The organism is Muricoccus pecuniae (assembly GCF_014199205.1).
GTDB classification, from domain to species: domain Bacteria; phylum Pseudomonadota; class Alphaproteobacteria; order Acetobacterales; family Acetobacteraceae; genus Roseomonas; species Roseomonas pecuniae.
On the sequence record NZ_JACIJD010000030.1, the window covers coordinates 1 to 17,076 of the forward strand.

Genomic DNA, 17,076 nt, shown 5'->3' on the forward strand with positions numbered 1-17,076 from the left:
TGCGTCCTGCCGCGACCAGGCGAGAGCATCGGCATCGGCGTGTCGTCGGCATGCACCCGCGGTCCGGACAGGGCATGGCGGCCGATGAATGCCGCCATCGGCTCGGCCAGTGCGCCGACTTGCCGACCCATCCCGCCAACAGCCCGCGTGGCAGGTCTACGCCGTCGCGGCCGTAGATCTCCGACTGCCTGTAGAGCGGCAGGTGGTCGCAGTATTTCGAGACCAGTACATGGGCCAGCAGCCCGGGGCCCGGCCTGCCACGCTCAATCGGCAACGAGGGCATCGGCGCTTGCGTCATCGCCTCGCAGGCCCGGCACGAGAACGCAGGCCGGACGTGACGCACCACCTCGAACCGGCCGGGGCACCACCTCCAGCGACTTGGCATCTTGATGCCCTCCTCAATGCGGTGCACTTGGGGTGAGATCGACGGTCGTGACGCTGCCGTCGACGAGCTGTCGGACGGCATCGAGGACGGCCGGGTCGTTCGGGAACAGGTACATGCGATGCTGCGGGTCGAGGGCGAGCCGGATCCTGCCCGTGCGGATGCGGTGGTGCAGCCAGGCCTGGGACACGCCGACGGCCTCGGCGACCTCGGGCAGGGTCAGCGCGCCGGCCACGCGCCGCCGCATCTCCGGCCGGTAGCGGATGCCCTGAGCGAGACGGAGTTTGCGGATCGTGCTGAGGAGCACGCGCCGGCCGTGGTCGAGGTGGTGGCCCTGGGCGTCGAGGGCTTCGGCGATCGCCGCGTCCGAGGCGCCCGCGCGGGCCATCTCGGCGACGAGGCGCTCGATCGCGCCGATGCCCGACAACTCGCGCAGCGCATGGCCGCCGGTGTCGGCGGCGAACTCGCTCCAGTCGCCGCCAGCCCAGACCACGCGGACCGCCACCCGGTCGGCGGCGGTGCGCTCGAGGACCACCTTGTCTACGAGGCATCGCAGGAGCGCCTTGCGCTGCCCGGGCGCGAGCCGGGGGTCCGCCCAGAGGGGCGGCAGCGTCTCCCCGATCTCCGTCAGGGCGGCGCGCAGTTCGGGCTGGCACGATCCTGCCGGGCCCGCAGGGGCACCGCGCGCTGCCTCACGCTCACCTTTCGCGAGCGCCTCTTCCCCGGCGCGCAGCTCCAGGAGCGCCGCCTCCCATCGACGTTCGAGTTCCGCCGCGACGGGGAGAGCGCTTCGCCGGCTACCACTCCTGCCGCGCCTTTGCGAGTAACCCGTCCGCGAAGAAGGACAGGCCCTGGAGATTGCATGGCTCGTTGTGGGCCGCGTCGATCCCAACGGGCTCATGTACGGCAAAGGGCGTTCCATCCTTGCCGTCGGTTGTCGACTTGCCCGCGACCGTGGGGCAGGAAAGAAAGAGGGGCAGCAGCCTAGCCGCTAGCTTGTACCCGCAGAGGGTGTCGCTAGGGTAGTGGACGCCTAGCACCTCGCGATTGCGTGCAGTTCGACGAGCCATCATGCGAAGAGGGCCGACATCAGCGGCTGGTTTCCCGGCCAAGTCCTGCACGACCTCAGGAGGAAGCACCTGCTCCAAAATGAGCGCGATCAGCATCGCTTCAGTGGCGTGCGCACTGGGGTAAGACGCGTGGCCGGGCACCTCAATGGGCGGAAGCAGTGCGGGGTCGAGGCGAGAGGGGCGCGCCCGAGCAAAAAGCCGCTTGTAATGCATTGCGACCATGCTCCCGATCATCTGCGCCGAGAAGATCAGGAGGAACGTGTTCCTGTGGCTCGCGGCGCTGAAAGTCACCACGCCCCGGAGATAGGTGATGATGCCCCAGCGCTGAGCCAGGGCCTCTTCGAGGGCCGCGGCTCGGTACTCGGTGAGCGCCCGGAGCTCTGCCAGCTCTGCGTTGATGCCCGCATCGGTCTTCGGGGGCTGATCGGCGATGTTTGAGGGGTCGAGTGCTTGGCTCCAGTGCTGGACCGGAACACTCGGGACGGAGAAGCACGAGAACTCCGCAAGCATGAACATGACCCAGTGATCGGCCCCCCAGTCCTGATCGCTGAAGTCTTTTACCGGGAGCCGATGCCAGGGAACGTCAGCGGCCGGCGGCCATCGGAGTCCCTGGAAGGCAAGGGGGGAGCCGGCCGGGAGCCCAGGCAGAGGCTCGCGGGTCGGTACTATCCCTGCCGGCCGGTAGACTGCGCCAGGGGCCACGGTTTGATCGAGCACGACTGCGGAGCCGACCCCACCGACGCCTCCTACTCCCCCTACTCCCCCGACACCACCCACTCCCCCGAAGCCGCTTGAAGATCCGCTCATCGCATGCTCCCTATCGATTGCCCTGGTCAGATCACGCTGGAAATCCGGCCGCCGTGAGGTCGGCCAGGAAGCGTTCACGGTGAGATCCGGTAAAGGGCGCTCTGTGGGAGGCGTAATCCCTGAGCCGGAAAGTTGGATCGAGGTCCATCATCCGGCGAGCGGCCTCCCGAGCGTCCTCATGTCGGTTGGCGCCGGCTTCCGCAGCGGCCAGGAGGCGAAGCGTCGGGGCATGCCGTGGATTGCTCCCAAGCGATGCGAGGCAGGTTTTCCTGCACTGGTCGAGGTTGCCAGCCGCATAGTGGGCGATGCCGAGGAAGAGGAGCCTATAGAAACGAAGGGGATCGTAGGGCGACAGCCTGATCCCGCGTTCGGCATGAGCGACTGCCTCATCACCTTGGCCGAGGTAAGCGAGCGTCGCGCTGGAGAAGGTCCAAGTTGCGGCGCTACTCGGGGCGGCGTCGAGCGCCTCGGAGAAACAAGCCTGCGCAGCCGGGTAATCGCGCTTAAGGAAGGATAAGTTGTGGCCGAGAACGCTCAAGGCCAGCGCCTCGCGAGGGTTCAGCCGGAGAGCCTCCTCGCTGAGCGAGAAAAGCTTCGACGTGTCCCGATCACGGTCTGAGGACAATCCCTTCGCGAGTTGGATATTGTGCCAGTAGGCGGCCCAGGCTCTCGGAAGCGCAAAGCCAGGATCGAGGTCGATTGCCTGCTCGAGGTGCTGGCGGGCATCGAGGAACTCCGCAGGATCGCCTGACCCGAAAGCATAGATGCCCCGCAGCATATGGTCGTAAGCGGTGAGATTCTCGGGTCGTTTTCGCATTGCGTCGCGCAGGGCGACGGCACGAAGGCCGGGAACGATGCCGGCCACGACCCTGCCGACGACGTATTCCTGGACGTCGAGGATCTCGCGTTCGGCCGCGTCGATCCGCTCTCCCCAGATCTGCTCTCCCGACCGGGTATCGAACAGCCCCATCGAGAAAAAGAGGCCACCGCCGGAGCGGAGAAAGTTCCCCCTGGCGATAAATTGCACTCCGAGCGTGCGGCCTACTCTTTGAGGGGTTGGCCGTTGTCCGGCAAACATCCGAGCGCTCTCGGTAGCAACAACGAACACCTCATGAAGTCCGGCCATCGCGGAGGCGATGTCCTCCGCGATGCCTGCGGCCAGGTAGTCGTCCTGCGGGTTGCCGGCGAGGTTGAGGAGGGGAAGGACGGCGATGGAGGGCAGTGCCGACGGGACCGGCGCGAGCGGAACGCCAACGTCACGCTCGGGATCCAGAGAGACTGCGGCAACCGAGGAGGAAAGGTTCCGAAGCGGCAGTTCCCCAAGGCTGCGCGCCTTCGCCTGATCACCGAGGGGGAGCTGCGCAGCCGCATCGACCGAGAGGAGGATGCCGCCGGGGGTGCCGAACTCCTGCAGCCGCGCGAGCAGGTTGACCGTGTTGCCGAAGAGCCTTGCCCCATCCTCCATCACCATTCCTGCATGGATTGCCACGCGGAAGGTGATAGGCGCTTGATCGCTGCTGCCCTGGCTCTCGCGGTCGGCGCCTTCGTGCAGGATCCGGCCCCATTTCAGGGCGGCATCGACGGAAGGAAACTCAGCGAACACACCGTCGCCTTGGACATCGATCACTCGCCCCCCGAAGCTATGTGCTGCCGGGGTTACCATCTCATGCAGAAGGGAGAGCCAGCGCGAAACAGCCGTGACCTCGTCCTGCTTAGCCAGGACGGACCACCCAACGATATCAGCCAGGGCAACCACCGCTGCACGGCGTGACAGCGATTGGGTCTTGGCGTCCGGCACGATTCGCTCTTCCGGCATAGCACACCAGCCCTCGACGGAACCGTCCCATTTCCCATCCGCCTCCGCAACAGCAAAACGCTCCATCGCGCAGTGATGCTTTGCAATCGACCGAGGGCGCGCCTCATTATGCTAGGTGGGATGCTGAGGGTTGGTCAGATGGCCATGGAAAATCCGACGGATCGGCAGCCACAGATCGAGATCGCCGTTGATTTACCGAATATCCCGGCAATTCGGGAGGCGGCCAGATCAGACGATCGAAAAAACTTTTTGTCCCTGCTGCAGCGACAACTACCGGAATTACCGAATGGCTCTCAGATAATGGAAATGCCCAGCCTTGAGCCCGGTTCTCTGCAAATCGAAGCAAGGCTGGTGCACGCCGACCTCCGTGGATTTGAACGTCCCTCAGAGGAGGATATCCAGGCCGAGCTCAGAAGCCTCATCGCTGTGGTATCGGTGCCGGCCGCGAGCGCAGAGCAGTACATCGGGGCCATGCGGAAGGCTGGTCTATCAGCCGGAACGCAGACCTATCTCGCGCCCTTCGACTACTGGGTTCCGGGCCTGGATAGGCCATCCCTCTTCGGATCGCGCCGGGCAGCCGAGGCGCTGGTCCGAGCTGGAACCCTGCGAGAGCACGACTTCTTGGGGCAGGAAACGAATCTCGTCATTCTCGACGAGGGCTTCAATGCCGGAGAGCTCGGTCTGCGGTCCCGTTCGCCTTTGGCTTTCGTTGGCGGGTGGTCGGTCACCACACCAAAGGGCGGATCCAGGACCCCTGGCGCAGCTGCCAGAGGTGGGCATGGAACGATGGTCGCCCTCAACGCCGTCTCGCTCGCCCCCAAGGCGCGTCTCTTTGACCTGCCGCTCCGGCCAGGGCGGATCGTCGACATCGGCATGACGACGGGGGAGGTCGCTGTTGCCCTGAACCGTATCGAGGCCGAAATCCGCCTCTGGCTGCGACGAGTTTTTCCGGGCCCTTGGATCTTCTGTCATCCCTGGGGGATCTACGACCGCCGCATCGAGTTTCCGCGAGGCAGCTACACTACTGACCGCCAGCACATTTTGAACCGGTGGTTCCGCCATAATGACACCGATGGCTCTGGCCACGATCAGATTTTTGCCGCGGGCAACGGCGGTCAGTTCGCCCCTCACCCCCGCTGTGGCCCGCGCGACATCGGGCCCGGACATAGCATCCTAGGGGCCAACTCCTCGCCTCACGTGCTCACCGTCGGCGCGGTGCGCGCGGACGGAATGTGGATTGGCTACTCCTCCCAGGGACCGGGACAGCCCGAGTTGAGCGAGCCTCCGGGGAGTCTTGGCGAGAAACCCGATATCTGTGCCGTCAGCCACTTCAGCGAAGGGCAGGACTGCGCTTGGCTGTCCACTGGCACCTCCGCCGCATGCGGCATGGCGGCCGGGGCGGTTGCGGCCCTGCGAAGCGAGGGATCTCCTCTCCGCAGCCTTCCGAGTCCTTCCCTGCGCAGTCATCTCCGACAGACAGCGCGTAAGCATCATCAATCGGCAAGCCTGCAGACAGATCAGACATACGATAACCGGTGTGGCTACGGCGTCCTTTGCCTAGAAGGGGCATTGAAGACGACGCCGAAAGTTTAAGAGGCAGCGATCGTTCTGACGTCACGGCCGCCCCTCGATGGTGGTTTCACCTAGTCGTCGCAACACCGTGTCGGAGGGTGGTGCGATGGCGGGTCAGCGTCGTTCAGATCGGAAGCTGCGGGGCAAGCTGCGGTCGCCGGGGCGTCCACCCGTGGCGTGGCAGGAGCATCGGCGTCGGTTCTGGGCGTTGGTGGCTGAGGGACGCTCAAGTGAGGACGCGGCGATGGAGGTCGGTGTATCGCAGCCGGTGGGCTTTCGGTGGTTCCGTCAGGCAGGGGGGATGGCGCCGTCGCACCTGGCACGATCTGCGAAGCCGCCTTCAGGGCGCTATCTCTCGTTTGCTGAGCGCGAGGAGATCGCGCTGCTGCGGGTGGAAGGGCTGGGTGTGCGAGAGGTGGCCCGTCGGCTCGGGCGGGCGGCATCGACGATCTCACGAGAGCTGCGACGGAATGCGGCGACGCGGGGTGGGGAGCTCGACTACCGCGCGACGACGGCGCAGTGGCACGCCGAGCGGGCGGCACGTCGTCCGAAGCGCGCGAAGCTGGCGGCGAACACAACCTTGCGGTCCTACGTTGAGGAACGGCTCGCCGGTCTGGTTGTCGCGCCGAGTGGAACTGCGGCGCCCGGACCACTGGTGCCCTGGAAGGAGCGGCGGCACGGACGACGGCAGCACCGGCGCTGGGGTAGAGCCTGGAGCCCGCAGCAGATCGCCGAACGGCTGCGGCTCGACTACCCGGAAGACACGACGATGCGCATCAGCCACGAGGCGATCTATCAGGCGCTCTACGTGCAAGGCCGTGGCGCACTGAAACGCGAACTGACCCAATGCCTCCGCACGGGCCGGGCCATGCGCGTGCCGCGAGCGCGGAGTCGTGGGCGCGGCAAGTCATACGTCACATCGGAGATCCTCATCAGCGAGCGCCCGGCCGAAGCGGAGGACAGGGCCGTGCCGGGGCACTGGGAGGGGGACCTGATCCTTGGCCTGCACCGCTCAGCCATCGGCACCCTCGTCGAGCGGACGACGCGGTTTACGGTGCTGCTGCGTCTGCCGCCGATGGAGGGACACGGGGTCACGCCCCGCGAGAAGCACGGGCCGGCACTGGCCGGGCATGGCGCTGAAGCCGTGCGCGATGCGATCACCCGCACGATCACCACGTTGCCGGAGCAGCTGCGACGATCGCTGACCTGGGATCAGGGCTCGGAGATGGCGCAGCACCTCCAGCTGAAGATCGACACCGGCCTGCAGGTCTACTTCTGCGACCCGGACTCCCCATGGCAACGCGGGACGAACGAGAACACCAACGGGCTGCTGCGGCAGTACTTCCCGATGGGCACGGATCTGAGCGTTCACAGCGCTGATGACCTCGCGGCAGTGGCCGCGGCCCTCAACAGCAGGCCGCGCAAGACGCTTGGATGGAAGACGCCCGCCGAGGCGCTCGACGCAGCGCTGCAATCGGTCCAGGGTAGCGTTGCGACGATCAGTTGAAGCCAAGCAATACGTCAGCATTCGGCACACGGAACGGCTGCTCGACGCCGGGATCGAGCCGTCCGTCGGGAGCGTTGGCGATTCCTATGACAACGCGCTCGCCGAGACGGTGATCGGGCTGTTCAAGACCGAGGTCATCCGCCGCCGCGGCCCGTGGCGGTCGCTGAAAGCTGTCGAGTACGCCACCCTCGAGTGGGTGGACTGGTTCAACAACCACCGCCTCCTCGAGCCGGTCGGCAACATGCCACCGACTGAAGCCGAGGCGCGCTATCACGCCAGGCTTGAGAAGCCCGCCCTGGCGGCGCAACCCAAACCAATCAGCCTCCGGCAAATCCGGGGAGGTTCACCACCGAGGCTAATCACATCCTTGCCTCTGGACGAAGGCGGCTTCCATCCGAGAAGCGCGCGTGGCGGTAGGGGATTGGATCAACGATCGGGGCATCCCCGGTGATTAGGTCGGCCGCCAGCCGGCCCGACGCGGGGCCGAGGCCGAAGCCCAGCCCGCTGAATCCCGCGGCGAGATAAAAGCCAGGCAATTCCTGCACCGCCGAGATGACGGGCTGCGCGTCCGGAGTGGAATCAATGAGCCCGCCCCAGGCCTGTGCGACGCGGATCCCGGCCAGGGCGGGGTAGTCCGCGCGGAGCATAGCCAAGGCTGCCTCCACCAGCTTCGGGGCGGGTGCGGGGTCCAGCACCCGCAGCTTCTCAAAGGGTGAGGCCCCCTCCGAAGGCCACCGGGCTGCGGCCTCGGGTCCCTCGACGAAGGATCGGCCGAGCCCGAACGTCAGCTTCTTCCGCCGCTTGACGAAGAGGGGGATGAAGTCGCGCGCATAGCGAAGCTTCTGGGGCGTGAGTTCCACGCGGCCGGAGCCGGCCAGCGCTACCGTGTAGCCGCCGTCGTCGCGCAGGCGCATGGCGTAGCGCCCGTCCGTCACGCCGCCCGGGGTTGTGTTGCAGAGCTTGCGGCGAGCCGCAGTTGGCCTGGATAGCAGGCGGATCGGGCAGCAACCTGGAACAGCTCGGCGATGAAGATGGCTTGGGCCCGCATGTCGCGCCCGTCGATCCTCCGAAGCTGCCCCTTCCTCACCCTCGCCATCACCTCGTAGCCTGCCAGGGTTCGTCGTGCCGTATGGAAACCTCCAAAGCCGAGCCCCGGTCTGACCAGGCGTTTCACGCGCCGGTGGTCTTGTTCCACGATGTTATTGAGGAACTTGCATTGCCGGAGGCGGGAGAAGCGCCACAGCTTGCCGTCCTTCTTCAGCCGCTCGATGGCACACGGATAGGCCGGGTTCTTGTCCACCGTAATGGTGCGCGGGTTCACCGTATGCGGCTGCCCGAGGGCCTTGCGGAAGAAGCGCTTCGCGGCTTCGGCGTCGCGCTTGGCCGAGAGCAGGAAGTCGATCGTTTGGCCGCGGCTGTCGACCGCCCGGTACAGGTACATGCAGCAACCCTTCACCCGAACGTAGGTCTCATCGACCCTCCACGAGCCGTTGCTCGGCGGCAGATGTGGCCGGATCCGCTCCTTGAGCTCCGGCGCGTAGCTCTGGATCCAGCGGAAGAGAGTGGTGTGCGCGACGTCCACCCCACGGTCGGCGAGCATCATCTCGAGATCGCGGTAGGTAATCGGGAACATAAGGTACCAGGGCATTGTCACGTCGTTGAGCGCTAGCCGGAATGAGAAGGGTGAGCCAGGCTGGCCGGATGTCGACCGAGCCCTCCACCTACCCCGGCTACCGCTTTCCGGCTGAGGTCATCCACCATGCCGTCTGGCTCCACCATCTGTTCAGCTTGAGCCTACGTGACATCGAGCTGATCCTCGCCAAGCGGGGGGTGGTGGTCAGCTATGAGAGTATCCGTCGCTGGTGCCTCCGTTTCGGCGTGGACTTCGCAGCGAGGCTGCGCAAGCGGCGGCCGAGGACGGGTGACACCTGGCACATGGATGAAGTGTACCTGAAGATCAATGGTGAACTCTTCTATCTCTGGCGCGCGGTGGACCAGTATGGCGTCGTGCTCGACATCCTTGTGCAGGAGCGCCGCGATGCCACAGCCGCCAAGCGCTTCTTCAAGCGCCTGCTGGCCGACCTCGAGTACAAGCCGCGGCGTATCGTGACCGATGGGCTCCGCAGCTACGGCGTCGCACAGCGAGAGGTCTTGCCAGGTGTGCGGCATCGGACCAGCCGCTACCTGAACAATCGTGCCGAGAACTCCCACAGGCCAACGCGACGTCGAGAACGCCAGATGCAGCGTTTCAAGTCGCCCGAGCAGGCACAGCGGTTCCTCTCAGCGCACGCGATGATCTATGGCCACTTCCGTCCACGGCGACACCTGATGACCGCCAGTCAGTACCGCCGTTCGCGCGACAAGGCCTTCCGGATCTGGCGGCAGGAGACGTGTGCCCAGACGTGGGCGTGAGATCATGCAAGCCCCATAGCGCGGTCAAACTCGCCTGGTCATCAATCAATGTGACAATGCCGCCATGTCCCCTGTTCACCACCCAGCATCGACCGTTCCTGGGTGGTGAACACCCTTTCGTCGGTACCAGGGCCGGAGGCACGGACGAGCAGTGCGCGCTGCTTGACTCTGGCATGCCGATCCGTCCCGGTAACATTCGTCGACATAAACCCCTGAAAGACGCTAAGAGTACTGCTCGCCCGCGATAAGGACCTTTGCACCGCCCACCCCCGGGCCTTGCTCAGCTTGCGCGCTGCCATTCACGGAAGGAAGCCGCATGCACATCCAGGTTGGGTACAAGCTCGTCTACGAACTCCAGCAAGCCACGCCGATGGTGCTGATGCTCACCGTCCACCCTAGCCGGGCAGGTGATCTCGTTGTGGCCGAAGTACCTGTCGTCGAGCCGACCGTCGCAACCTCGTCCTATCGGGACGGCTTCGGCAATGTCGGGACACGTCTCCTTGCACCGCCGGGACGATTCACCTTGTCGAACAGCGCCATTGTGCGTGATAGCGGCTTGCCAGATGTGCTGGTTCCGGACGCAGCGGAGCATAGTGTACCGGACCTGCCCGACGAGGCGGTGGTGTTCCTGCTCGGAAGCCGGTACTGCGAGACGGATTTGATGTCCGACACCGCTTATGAGTTGTTCGGGCAGGTGCCGCCAGGTTGGGGACGCGTGCAGGCAATCTGCGACTACGTGCACAACCACATCGTCTTCGACTACCAAGCTGCGCGTGCGACGCGCACTGCAGCAGAAGCCTTCCGCGAGCGCACCGGCGTCTGTCGGGATTATGCGCACCTAGCGATCACCTTTTGCCGGTGTCTCAACATTCCGGCGCGCTACTGCACGGGCTATCTAGGTGATATGGGCACACCGCAGCCGTGGGGCGTGCCGGATTTTGCGGCTTGGTTCGAGGTCTATCTTGGCGGCGCGTGGCACACTTTCGACGCGCGCAACAACGTCCCGCGGATCGGACGGATTCTCCTGGCACGGGGGCGCGACGCCACTGATGTGGCTATCACGACCACCTTTGGCCCCACCTTTCTGAGCACCTTTGCCGTGCAGGCTGACGAGGTCGCAGCGTAGTTCAGCAGCACTGTACCCATGCGGAACTCTATCCCGTCCTCGTCCAGCCGCGAGAGCCCATGCTGGATGACCTAGAGGCGGCTCGGTTTGTCGTTCCTCTGCGGTGCCGCGGCAGGACCTTTCTGCCGGCCCCGGGCCCGGTCCTTACTCGCCCACACGGGCTGACAGGGTAGTCCCCATGCCGATCCTCACCGTCCGACACGTCACGACCTATCGCTATCGCCAGCCCGTTTCCTTCGGTGAGCACCGGATGATGCTTCGCCCACGTGACGGGCATGACCAGCACCTGCTCGAGGCACGGATTGACATATCGCCGGAGCCCTCGGCCTTCTGGTGGGTGCATGACGTCTTCGGCAACAGCGTGGGAGTCGCGCAATTCGCCGGGCGCGCGCGGGAACTGCGCTTCGAGAGCACGATGCTCCTGCATCACAATCCTGTTGAGGAGCTGGACTTCCAGTTGGAGGACCATGCGAGCAGCCTGCCCTTCTCCTACTCGACCGAGGAGATGCCAGACCTCGCCCGGTCCATCGAGCGGCACCATCGGGATCCAGACCGCGTGGTGGACCGCTGGGCCAGGGGCTTCCTGCGCAACGATGGCCCGACCGGCACTCTGGAGTTGCTGACCGCGATGACCCGCGCGGTGAAGCGCGACTTCACCTACATCGCCCGCGCTGTGCGAGGCATTCAGGATCCGACGCGCACGCTGGAACTGGGCAGCGGCACCTGCCGCGACTTCGCGTTGCTGATGATGGAGGCGGTGCGCTCCCTCGGCCTCGCGGCCCGCTTCGTGTCCGGATACATCTATTCGCCCGGCCGGGACGGGCGCACGCATCTTGGCGGAGGGTTCACCCATGCCTGGGTGCGCGTCTATCTCCCCGGCGCCGGCTGGGTGGAGTTCGACCCGACCAACGGCATTGTCGGCAACCGGGACCTGATCAGCGTCGCCGTTGCGCGCGATCCGGACCAGGCCGTGCCGCTGCATGGGCGCTGGAAGGGCTTCCCCGATGACGCGCTCGGCATGGACGTCTCGGTCCATGTCACCGCGGAGGCACCCGCGCCCCGCCGTGTGCCGGCCCTGCCTTGCGCGTGAGTCCGATTCCGCTTCGAGATTTCGATCCCTCAAAGCCGGAGGCTCCGCGATGAAGATCCATGCACATACTCCGGGCGTCCGAGCTCGAGCATGCGATTCAGTGCGTCAACGGCGATGGCCACCTCTGTCGCGCGGCGCCCGTCCGTGCGCGACCGCAGTCCGCCGCCAATGACCCGCTTGAAGCGTGCGACATCTGCCTCGACCAGGGCTCGCCAGTTGTAGCCCGAGGCCTTCTGCTGAAGTGTCATCCGAGCAGATCGAGGATCTCATGGCGCTGCTGGACGAACTAGGTATCGGCTTGGTCGAGCGTGGCGACGGGATTGACGACGGAGAGACCAGCCCAGCGCCGATTGAGCCGAGAGGGCCAGCACCTTTTCAGGCGGGCGCTGAAGCCCGGATCTGTTCGGGGCGGGAGGGCTAGAGTTTCGCGTCGGCATTGCCAACTTGCTGGCCCAGAGGCGACGGGGCGGGCATCCAGCTGCCCAGAACACTCGGCGTCCTGACACTATCCAACCGCCTCCCAGAACATGTCGCTGGCGAAGGTGAGCATGACGACAGTGGCCACGAGGAATACGAGCGCCAGGGCGGCTAGCACCCTCATGTCGAAGCGTTGTTCCCGGCTCCACTTGCTCATTCGCGAGCCTTCTCGGGAGGCTCGGAGGAGGGCAGCCAACTCCGGATGGTGTCAGCCACCTTGTGGACGGCATCGGACCACCGTGCCGGCTCCTGTTCCTCCTTGCGGGTGCCGTGCGGATGGTGCTTGCCGTCCGCCTCGATCGGGCGCGCGAAATAGCCTGCCTTCGACAAGCGGGACCTCCACGGTGGTTTCCGCCCCAACGCGGACCGTCAAGGTGCGGTTGAAGGGGTAAGCGCGGTCAGCCTGTACTAGACAGCAGATACGTTGCGCCTGCTGGATCGTGTCTGCGCCAGGCTGGCATGCGCCGATGAGTCGATCGACTGAGGCCGGAGAGGCAGGTCGAGGGTGGGCCCGGCGAAGTCAGCCAAGTCGATGGTCGAGCGAACTCCAACCCCAGCGAGGTCGGTCGCGAGCCATCGCACGCTGGCCTGCTGCCCAAGCTCGCGCATCTGCTGCAGGAAAGCCCAACTGGGATCCTGGTGGCTGCCTGTCTTGAGCGCGCGGAACTCTTCCTCGGCCCCGATTACGTGAAGCCTAGCGTCCCGCAGGCGGGCCAGGACGCCGGAGGCGGAGGGCAGGTCAGCCAGAACTCGTTGGGCCAGGGCGAGGGAGCGGAGTTCCTGCCGTAGCGCGGCTCCAAAGGTCATCTCCTCCGTGCGCTCCAGCACAGCGGCCGCACTCGTTGGTAGCCCAGGCCGCTCGACTGGCGTGGTCCGGACCAGGACGATGTCGGCGGGGGCTCCAGCCTCGATCAGGGCCCGCAGAGGCGGGTTACTGGCGAAACCGCCGTCCCAGTAGAAGTCCCCGTCAATCTCCACGGCCGGAAACAGCTGGGGCAGGCAGGAAGACGCCAGCAACACATCCAGCGTCACCTCCGCGTCGCGGAAGAGCCGGGCCTCGCCGGTGCTGACCCGGGTCGCCGAGACCACAAGGGAGGGTACGCCATCGCGCCCCAGTACCGAGGGGTCGAACAGATCTTCCAGCACCGAGCGCAGCGGGTTGAGGCCGAGAGGGTTCAACTGGCTCTGGGCCATGCCCTTCGTCGTTTGACGAAGGATATCAGCCATCGGCTCCATGATGCCGGCGAACGGAAAGAGCCATCCGGCTGTCGCGGCGATGTCAGGCGATCCAGATGCGACGGCGACACGGCGCCAGAAGGTTTCGAGAAGGCGCTTGGCCTCCGCAGGCCCTCCAGTGGCAAGTCCCTGAACCAGCAGTGCCGCATTCATCGCACCGGCACTGGCACCGCTCACGACCTCGATGCGGAGGCTGGGAACATCGAGAAGGCGCTCCAGGACACCCCAGGCGAAGGCACCGAGGGAGCCACCTCCTTGCAAAGCAAGCGTGATCGGCTGACCCTGTTCGGGGGCCTGTGCGTCATCGTTACGACGAGAGATGACACCTGAGGATAACGGCATGACGGCGTGGTCCAGACTTGGCTTGGGGGAGCGAGAAGCTTTGCTCAATCGCGAATGAGGAGGGGGCACACCTGTACCTGCCAGGGCTATGCCTTCAGTGCACGCTTCCTGCCGCAGGGTCCTACGAACCAAACGGCCCGGTTGGCAGGCGATCGAGCCCTTGATCATGAGCCGCGCCGCGGACGAACAGGTTCAGGGCGAAAAGGGCGGCGATGCCGATGGAGAAGGCGAACATGGGGGTGGCTCCTTTGCCTGCTCCTCCCTTCACCTGCGGTCATGTTGCACTGCACAACAGAAGTTCCGCAAGTAAACTTAGCCGTCATGGCCGTCCTAGCCAGCATCGGACGTAAACGCTGCGGCCCTGTCTTGGCGCCCAGCACGGATGCACCTGCCCTTCCTGAGGTCGCGCGAGCATGGCGGGGCACTCCAGGGGGCGGCGGAGTTCTGCCGTCGCCGTCCGGCGCTGGTTGCTCAGCATAAAGGTGCAGTACTCGTCAGCCGCGGCATCCACGTCCATGTCGGCTGGACAAGTTCACTGGCGCGTATGGTATCCGAGATAGCGTCCCAGTTCCCAGTCAGCCCAATGTCACTAACTGTCCGTCGTCGAATGCTTTGGGACATTGAGGGCGCTGACTAAGCGGAGGCTCGGGCGCGTCGCCGCCCGGGCCATGTCCCAGGCCACGCGGCGCTTGCTCGCTTCCAGGAACTCCTTGGACCACGTGTAGTAGGGGCTATCGGCAATGCCCTCCCGTCGGCACAGGGCGGCGATTCTCTCCTCCCTGCGCAAGCCCTCCAGCACGATCCGGATCCTGTCCTCGGCCGAGAGGTGCTTGCGGGTCGCCCGGCGAATGTCGCGCACCACCCGATCGGTAGGCGGCTTCGCATTCCGTGTCGCTGGCTTGTGGCTCATTCCCTGGCAGTTACGACGAGCCGGAAACCCTCCTTTCCTCAACCATCCCCGCCTGTCTCATGAGACCTGACGGCGGACAGGTCGGCGTGCACTGTGACATCGAAGGGCATGACGGCGTTCTCGTCACGGATCAAGTCGCCGAGGTAGCTGTCCTCCTGGTCGCTTACCAGTGTCTCAAGGCTGATCGGCTCGGGTGCGATCTTCTGCGTTCTGGCATTCCACCTGACCAGAGCGCCGCTGCTATCGGCCAGGGTTATCCCGAAGCCTGGGACGGGGACCGGGTGGGAGATGCTGGCAGGAGGTGTGCGGTCACCGGCGGATAGAATGCGCGACCGGGCGCGACCGGAGACCGTTTTCGCCAAGGCTGTATAATATGCATCTGGCGGATGTTTGTGCAGCAATCCCCCTAAGTTCGCACGACTTATCTGAATTGCTTATTAAATGTGCATTTCCAGGCTTGTCTTCCGATATCTGGCTGTGATTTACCGGCTCTGCAGGAGTGACCTGCAGCGGTGCAGGTCAGGCAATCCCTCGTTTAGCCATTTGGCGGCTCAACGGCGGGCAGCCTCCTCGACCCCTGACAACGGGCGCCGGAGCGCGTGCATGATGGACCCTCAGTCTTACCAGACCGATGCCCTGACCGGCGCCCTGCAACCGCCCCAATCCCGCAGCCTCTTACCAGTGTTCCTGGACCTCGGTGGCCAGCGCGTGCTGGTGGTCGGCGGGAACGAGATGGCGGCCGCCAAGTGCCGCCTGCTCGTCGGCACGGGGGCTGACATCGTCGTCGTGGACCCAACTCCGGCCGACGAGCTCCGTCACATGGCAGAGGAGGGAGAGGTCCGCCTTCTGCACCGCGCCTTCGCACTGGCCGACCTGGAGGGGGCCCGGCTCTGCTACGTCACCCTGGAGGATGCCAGCGCGGCCGAGGCTGTGGTTGCGGAGGCCTGCGCGCGGGGCGTGCTGGTAAACGCCGTGGACCGTCGCCTGCTCTGCGACTTCGTCACGCCTGCGATCGTCTCGCGCGGCGACATGACGATCGCGATCGGCACGGCGGGCGCTGAGCCGGCGTTGGCGCGCGACCTGCGCGGGCGCGTCGAGGCGGCCATCCCGCCAGGCTACGACAAGCTCTCCTCCTTCTGCCGCGACTGGCGGGCGGCCGCATCGGTCGCGCTTGCGGGGCGGGATTTGCGCCGCCGTTTCTGGGATGACGTGCTAGACGGCCCGGTTGCTGAGGCCGTGCTTGCCGGAAATCGCGCGGAGGCGGACCGCCTAATGGGGGCGCTGGTGGTCCGTGCTGCCGCCGGTCGCCTGTCGGTCCCCCAGGGGCAGGCGCAGTTGGTCGGCGCCGGTCCTGGCGATCCCGACCTTCTCACGCTCAAGGGGCTACGTGCCCTGCAGCGGGCCGATGTCGTCCTTTACGACAAGCTCGTCGGCCCGGAGGTGCTGAACCTTGCCCGCCGGGACGCACGTCGGATCGACGTGGGGAAGCGCTGCGGCCGCCACTCATTGACCCAAGCCGTGATCAACACGCTCCTCGTCCGCTTCGCCCGCCAAGGGCTGCGGGTGGTGCGGCTGAAGGGCGGTGACCCTTTCGTTTTCGGCCGCGGCGGCGAGGAGATGGAGGCGATGCGCGAGGCCGGGTTGACTGTCAGTGTGGTGCCGGGTGTCACAGCGTCTGTCGCGGCGGCGGCCAGGCTCGGCATCCCCCTAACGCACCGAGGCGTCTCGCGCAGCCTGCACCTCATCACCGCCCACGGGGCCGATGGTCGCCTGCCGGAGCATAACTGGAAGGCCCTTGCCCAGGTCGGCGGCACGCTCGCCGTCTATATGGGCATACGGACGCTGCCGCAGTTGGTCGACCGCCTCGCCGAAGCGGGCTTACCCCTCTCGACGCCCGTGATGGCTGTGGAGAACGCGACTCTGGCCACGCAGCGAACGATACCCGGCACGCTGCACTCTATTGCGGAGCGCGTGGCCGAGACGGCACCGGATGGCCCGACGCTTGTACTGATCGGCCAAGCCGTCGCGCTCGCCCACTTGAGCGGCCCCTATATCGACGGGATACCAGGCGCAGCCATGAGGGCCTAGGCGGACGCTTCGGTATGCGCCTACGGCTAACTGCGCCTTCAAGCTGATCCCTGCGACGCAGTCGCCGCGCCAAGCTTTTCGCCTGCCCGGGTAGGCTCCGCAGACTCGCGCCTGGACTAGGTGGCAGGAGGAGTTTGCAGCAGCCGCAGGCTGCCGGTCACACTGGTCATGGGGTGGTTGAAGTGGTGCGCGATGTCGCCGGCTAGCTGGCCCACCGCATCCAGCTTCTGCGACCGCCCAA

14 protein-coding genes and 4 pseudogenes are annotated in these 17,076 nt (G+C 65.7%); 8 read left to right on the top strand and 10 right to left on the bottom strand.

The window, feature by feature from the left end:
* The 4 genes and pseudogenes from FHS87_RS23475 to FHS87_RS20655 form a co-directional block, all read right to left on the bottom strand.
* A pseudogene (locus FHS87_RS23475) lies at positions 1-361 on the bottom strand (IS66 family transposase); the annotation flags it as partial.
* 37 nt (positions 362-398) lie between these two features.
* On the bottom strand, positions 399-917 hold the full coding sequence (locus FHS87_RS20645) for a hypothetical protein (RefSeq protein WP_184521213.1): 519 nt from the start codon (positions 915-917) through the stop codon (positions 399-401).
* A 262-nt stretch (positions 918-1,179) separates the two neighbouring features.
* Entirely contained in the window at positions 1,180-1,968 is a 789-nt protein-coding gene (locus FHS87_RS20650) for a phosphatase PAP2 family protein (RefSeq protein ID WP_184521214.1), read from the bottom strand.
* A gap of 322 nt (positions 1,969-2,290) precedes the next feature.
* On the bottom strand, positions 2,291-4,141 hold the full coding sequence (locus tag FHS87_RS20655; RefSeq protein ID WP_184521215.1) for an adenylate/guanylate cyclase domain-containing protein: 1,851 nt from the start codon (positions 4,139-4,141) through the stop codon (positions 2,291-2,293).
* 72 nt (positions 4,142-4,213) lie between these two features.
* On the opposite strand from FHS87_RS20655, the gene FHS87_RS20660 reads away from it, so the two are divergent.
* The 3 genes and pseudogenes from FHS87_RS20660 to FHS87_RS20670 form a co-directional block, all read left to right on the top strand.
* Positions 4,214-5,668, top strand: a complete 1,455-nt coding sequence (locus tag FHS87_RS20660; RefSeq protein ID WP_184521216.1) for a S8/S53 family peptidase — start codon at positions 4,214-4,216, stop codon at positions 5,666-5,668.
* Positions 5,669-5,753: 85 nt separating this feature from the next.
* Entirely contained in the window at positions 5,754-7,154 is a 1,401-nt protein-coding gene (locus FHS87_RS20665; RefSeq protein ID WP_221300200.1) for an IS30 family transposase, read from the top strand.
* Positions 7,078-7,605: pseudogene (locus FHS87_RS20670) on the top strand (integrase core domain-containing protein); the annotation flags it as partial. The gene FHS87_RS20665 and the pseudogene FHS87_RS20670, both read left to right, overlap by 77 nt.
* On the opposite strand, the gene FHS87_RS20675 reads toward FHS87_RS20670, so the two are convergent.
* Both FHS87_RS20675 and FHS87_RS20680 read right to left on the bottom strand, forming a co-directional pair.
* The gene (locus FHS87_RS20675; RefSeq protein ID WP_184521218.1) at positions 7,514-8,068 is read right to left on the bottom strand and encodes an FAD-dependent oxidoreductase; all 555 of its coding nucleotides are present in this window, start codon (positions 8,066-8,068) and stop codon (positions 7,514-7,516) included. The pseudogene FHS87_RS20670 and the gene FHS87_RS20675 overlap by 92 nt on opposite strands.
* Positions 8,069-8,154: 86 nt before the next feature.
* Positions 8,155-8,802 (bottom strand): annotated as a pseudogene (locus tag FHS87_RS20680) (IS6 family transposase); the annotation flags it as partial.
* A 53-nt stretch (positions 8,803-8,855) separates the two neighbouring features.
* Here FHS87_RS20680 and FHS87_RS20685 point away from each other — a divergent pair.
* From FHS87_RS20685 to FHS87_RS24695, 4 genes are all read left to right on the top strand, one after another.
* Complete coding sequence (locus FHS87_RS20685; protein ID WP_184521219.1) at positions 8,856-9,566, top strand: IS6 family transposase; 711 nt, start codon at positions 8,856-8,858, stop codon at positions 9,564-9,566.
* A gap of 316 nt (positions 9,567-9,882) precedes the next feature.
* Positions 9,883-10,692 carry a transglutaminase-like domain-containing protein gene (locus FHS87_RS20690; protein WP_184521220.1) on the top strand — a complete coding sequence of 270 codons (810 nt, stop codon included), beginning with the start codon at positions 9,883-9,885 and terminating at the stop codon, positions 10,690-10,692.
* Between the two features lie 178 nt (positions 10,693-10,870).
* Entirely contained in the window at positions 10,871-11,782 is a 912-nt protein-coding gene (locus FHS87_RS20695) for a transglutaminase family protein (protein ID WP_184521221.1), read from the top strand.
* Between the two features lie 241 nt (positions 11,783-12,023).
* On the top strand, positions 12,024-12,203 hold the full coding sequence (locus tag FHS87_RS24695; RefSeq protein ID WP_376766448.1) for a hypothetical protein: 180 nt from the start codon (positions 12,024-12,026) through the stop codon (positions 12,201-12,203).
* 84 nt (positions 12,204-12,287) lie between these two features.
* Here FHS87_RS24695 and FHS87_RS24340 read toward each other — a convergent pair whose 3' ends face one another.
* From FHS87_RS24340 to FHS87_RS20715, 4 genes and pseudogenes are all read right to left on the bottom strand, one after another.
* The gene (locus FHS87_RS24340; RefSeq protein WP_281394548.1) at positions 12,288-12,416 is read right to left on the bottom strand and encodes a hypothetical protein; all 129 of its coding nucleotides are present in this window, start codon (positions 12,414-12,416) and stop codon (positions 12,288-12,290) included.
* On the bottom strand, positions 12,413-12,589 hold the full coding sequence (locus FHS87_RS20705; protein WP_184521223.1) for a hypothetical protein: 177 nt from the start codon (positions 12,587-12,589) through the stop codon (positions 12,413-12,415). Before FHS87_RS20705 ends, FHS87_RS24340 begins: the two co-directional genes overlap by 4 nt.
* 78 nt (positions 12,590-12,667) lie before the next feature.
* The gene (locus FHS87_RS20710; protein ID WP_184521224.1) at positions 12,668-13,837 is read right to left on the bottom strand and encodes a patatin-like phospholipase family protein; all 1,170 of its coding nucleotides are present in this window, start codon (positions 13,835-13,837) and stop codon (positions 12,668-12,670) included.
* Positions 13,838-14,474: 637 nt separating this feature from the next.
* Positions 14,475-14,747, bottom strand: a pseudogene (locus FHS87_RS20715) (transposase); the annotation flags it as partial.
* Between the two features lie 603 nt (positions 14,748-15,350).
* Between FHS87_RS20715 and cysG the strand changes: the two are divergent.
* Positions 15,351-16,835, top strand: a complete 1,485-nt coding sequence (gene cysG, locus FHS87_RS20720) for a siroheme synthase CysG (protein ID WP_184521225.1) — start codon at positions 15,351-15,353, stop codon at positions 16,833-16,835.
* Positions 16,836-17,076 lie beyond the last annotated feature (241 nt).

Bases quoted from the DNA above. Each gene is read 5' to 3' on its own strand.
- FHS87_RS20710 (WP_184521224.1), bottom strand. From the start codon at position 13,837: ATGCCGTTATCCTCAGGTGTCATCTCTCGTCGTAACGATGACGCACAG.
- FHS87_RS20685 (WP_184521219.1), top strand. From the start codon at position 8,856: ATGTCGACCGAGCCCTCCACCTACCCCGGCTACCGCTTTCCGGCTGAG.
- FHS87_RS20650 (WP_184521214.1), bottom strand. From the start codon at position 1,968: ATGTTCATGCTTGCGGAGTTCTCGTGCTTCTCCGTCCCGAGTGTTCCG.
- FHS87_RS20655 (WP_184521215.1), bottom strand. From the start codon at position 4,141: ATGGAGCGTTTTGCTGTTGCGGAGGCGGATGGGAAATGGGACGGTTCC.
- FHS87_RS20690 (WP_184521220.1), top strand. From the start codon at position 9,883: ATGCACATCCAGGTTGGGTACAAGCTCGTCTACGAACTCCAGCAAGCC.
- cysG (WP_184521225.1), top strand. From the start codon at position 15,351: ATGATGGACCCTCAGTCTTACCAGACCGATGCCCTGACCGGCGCCCTG.
- FHS87_RS20660 (WP_184521216.1), top strand. From the start codon at position 4,214: ATGGCCATGGAAAATCCGACGGATCGGCAGCCACAGATCGAGATCGCC.
- FHS87_RS20665 (WP_221300200.1), top strand. From the start codon at position 5,754: ATGGCGGGTCAGCGTCGTTCAGATCGGAAGCTGCGGGGCAAGCTGCGG.
- FHS87_RS20675 (WP_184521218.1), bottom strand. From the start codon at position 8,068: ATGCGCCTGCGCGACGACGGCGGCTACACGGTAGCGCTGGCCGGCTCC.
- FHS87_RS20695 (WP_184521221.1), top strand. From the start codon at position 10,871: ATGCCGATCCTCACCGTCCGACACGTCACGACCTATCGCTATCGCCAG.
- FHS87_RS24340 (WP_281394548.1), bottom strand. From the start codon at position 12,416: ATGAGCAAGTGGAGCCGGGAACAACGCTTCGACATGAGGGTGCTAGCC.